The sequence below is a fragment of the Actinoplanes sp. NPDC048791 genome (genome assembly GCF_040650095.1).
Classification (GTDB): Bacteria; Actinomycetota; Actinomycetes; order Mycobacteriales; family Micromonosporaceae; genus Actinoplanes.
Map to the genome: position 1 here is coordinate 1 of NZ_JBEZGQ010001152.1, position 2,442 is coordinate 2,442.

At 72.8% G+C, this 2,442-nt stretch carries 3 protein-coding genes; 2 read left to right on the top strand and 1 reads right to left on the bottom strand.

Annotation, left to right across the window (positions count from 1 at the left end; genetic code table 11):
• A partial coding sequence (locus AB0C29_RS43545) for an ATP-binding cassette domain-containing protein (protein ID WP_360833553.1) occupies positions 1-257 on the bottom strand: 257 nt, incomplete at its 3' end.
• Between the two features lie 93 nt (positions 258-350).
• On the opposite strand from AB0C29_RS43545, the gene AB0C29_RS43550 reads away from it, so the two are divergent.
• The gene (locus AB0C29_RS43550; RefSeq protein WP_360833550.1) at positions 351-1,094 is read left to right on the top strand and encodes a TetR/AcrR family transcriptional regulator C-terminal domain-containing protein; all 744 of its coding nucleotides are present in this window, start codon (positions 351-353) and stop codon (positions 1,092-1,094) included.
• A 37-nt stretch (positions 1,095-1,131) separates the two neighbouring features.
• Positions 1,132-2,316 carry a tetratricopeptide repeat protein gene (locus AB0C29_RS43555; protein WP_360833552.1) on the top strand — a complete coding sequence of 395 codons (1,185 nt, stop codon included), beginning with the start codon at positions 1,132-1,134 and terminating at the stop codon, positions 2,314-2,316.
• Positions 2,317-2,442 lie beyond the last annotated feature (126 nt).

The following is a 2,442-nucleotide window of genomic DNA, read 5'->3' on the forward strand; positions in this document are numbered from 1 at the left end:
ATCTCGTCCACGGCGGCGTTCTGCCCGACCAGGCCGATCCGCCGCCGGACCTCGCGGGCCTGGGTGCGGACGTCGAAGCCGGCGACCCGCGCGCTGCCGCCGTCGGTACGGATGAGCGTGGCCAGGGCCTTCACCGCGGTGGTCTTGCCGGCGCCGTTCGGGCCGAGCAGCCCGTGGATGACGCCGGGCGGCACGCTCAGGTCGAAGCCGTCCAGAGCTTGCAGAGCGCCGTATCTCTTGCGTAGTCCGTCGGCCATGAGGGCGTGGTCGGTCACGGTGGCTCCTAACTCCGTATGCCTTACGGAAATCTTGCCGGCAACACCGTACACCCCACGGGGTAATCTGCGCACATGGATCAGGACATCGATCGCACGCTCAATCTGCTGTGGCGGCGCACGCTCGGCACCCCGCAGGGCACCCGCGGACCCCGGCAGCGGGTGAGCGTGGACGAGGTGGTGCGCGCGGCGATCGCGGTGGCGGACGAGGAGGGGCTGCCCGCGTTCTCGATGCGCAAGGTCGCCGACCGGCTCGGGCTGAAGCTGATGTCGATCTACACCTACGTCCCCGGCCGGGCCGAGCTGATCGGCCTGATGATCGACGAGGTGGCCGGCGAGCAGCAGCTGCCGCCGCACGAGGGCCCGCTGCGGCAGCGGATCACCGGGGTCGCGCAGCAGATCTGGGACGAGTTCCACCGGCATCCCTGGCTGCTGCAGGTGGAGAACAGCCGGCCGTGGATCGGCCCGAACGTCTCCGACCGCTACGAGTGGCAGCTCGCCGCCATCGAGGGCGCCGGCTTCACCGACCTGGAGATGGACCAGGTGATCACGATGCTGGGCAGCTTCACGGCCGGGGCGGCGCGGTCGTCCATCGACACCCGGCGCACCACCGAACAGTCCGGCATCTCCGACGCCGAGTGGTGGGCGGTCAACGCGCCGGTCCTGGAACGGGTGATGCCCGGCGACGCGTACCCGATCTCCGGCCGGGTCGGGCAGGCCGCCGGGCTGGAGTACAACGCGGTCGGCGACCCGGAGCGGTCGTTCCGCTTCGGGCTCGACCGCATCCTGGACGGGCTGGAGCGCCTGCTCGACCGCTGACGGGGGCGCACGGGGAAGCCGGGCATAATCGCCTCTCATGAGCGACGCCCTGATCGACAGCCTCACGGCGGCGGTCGCCGCCCGGCCCGACGACGTCGCGCTGCGGCTGCACCTGGCCGAGCTGCTGGTCGAGGCCGGGCGGACCGGCGAGGCGATCGGGCACGCCGCCCAGGTGCTGGCCCGGGATCCCGCGAACGAGGCCGCCCGGCGGGTGATGACGAGCGCTCTTCCGGGTGAAGCGCCGAAACCCTCGCCAGCTCCGGGCGTGGACTGGGACGCCCTGGAGGGCGAGTTCGAGGGCGTCGTCCCGCCCCGGTTCGCCCCGGCCGGTGCCGACGACCGCGCGTTCGACGTCGAACGGGCCACGGTCACCCTCGCCGACGTGGGCGGCATGGACGAGGTGAAGCAGCGCCTCGAGCTGGCCTTCCTCGGCCCGCTGCGCAACCCGCGGCTGCGCACGCTGTTCGGCAAGAGCCTGCGCGGCGGCCTGCTGCTGTACGGCCCACCCGGCTGCGGCAAGACGTTCCTGGCCCGGGCCGTCGCGGGGGAGATGGGCGCCGCGTTCGTCTCCCTGTCGATCGTCGACGTGCTGCAGATGTGGGTCGGCAGCTCGGAACGCAACCTGCACGACCTGTTCGAGGCCGCCCGCTCGCACGCGCCCTGCGTGCTGTTCCTCGACGAGATCGACGCGCTCGGCCACAAGCGCAGCCAGCTCAGCTCCTCGGCCATGCGGACCCTGGTCAACCAGCTGCTCACCGAGCTGGACGGGGTCGGCGGCGGCAACGAGGGCGTGTTCGTGCTCGCCGCGACCAACGCCCCCTGGGACATCGACGCCGCGCTGCGCCGGCCCGGCCGCCTCGACCGCACTGTCCTGGTGCTGCCGCCGGACGCGACCGCCCGCGCGGCCATCCTCGAGTACCACCTGCGCGAGCGGCCGGTCGCCGGCATCGACCTGCGCGCGCTGGCGGCCACCACCGAGCACTTCTCCGGTGCGGACCTCGCGCACGTGTGCGAGACCGCCGCCGAGTTCGCGATGCGCGACGCCATCGCCACCGGTGAGGTGCGGATGATCTCGCAACAGGACATGACGGCCGCCGTACGGGAGGTGCGCCCGTCCACCGACGCCTGGTTCGCCACGGCCCGCAGCGTGGTCATGTTCGGCAACGCCGGCGGCGAGTACGACGACCTGGCCGCGTACCTCCGGAAGCGCAAGCTGCTGTGAGCGGCGACGACGCGTACCGGCAGGCCCGGCAGCTCGCCCAGGTCGGCCGGCACGCGGACGCCGAGGTCCGGTTGCGCACGGCGCTGGCCGCCGCGCCAGCCGACGCCGATCTGCTCACCCTGCTCG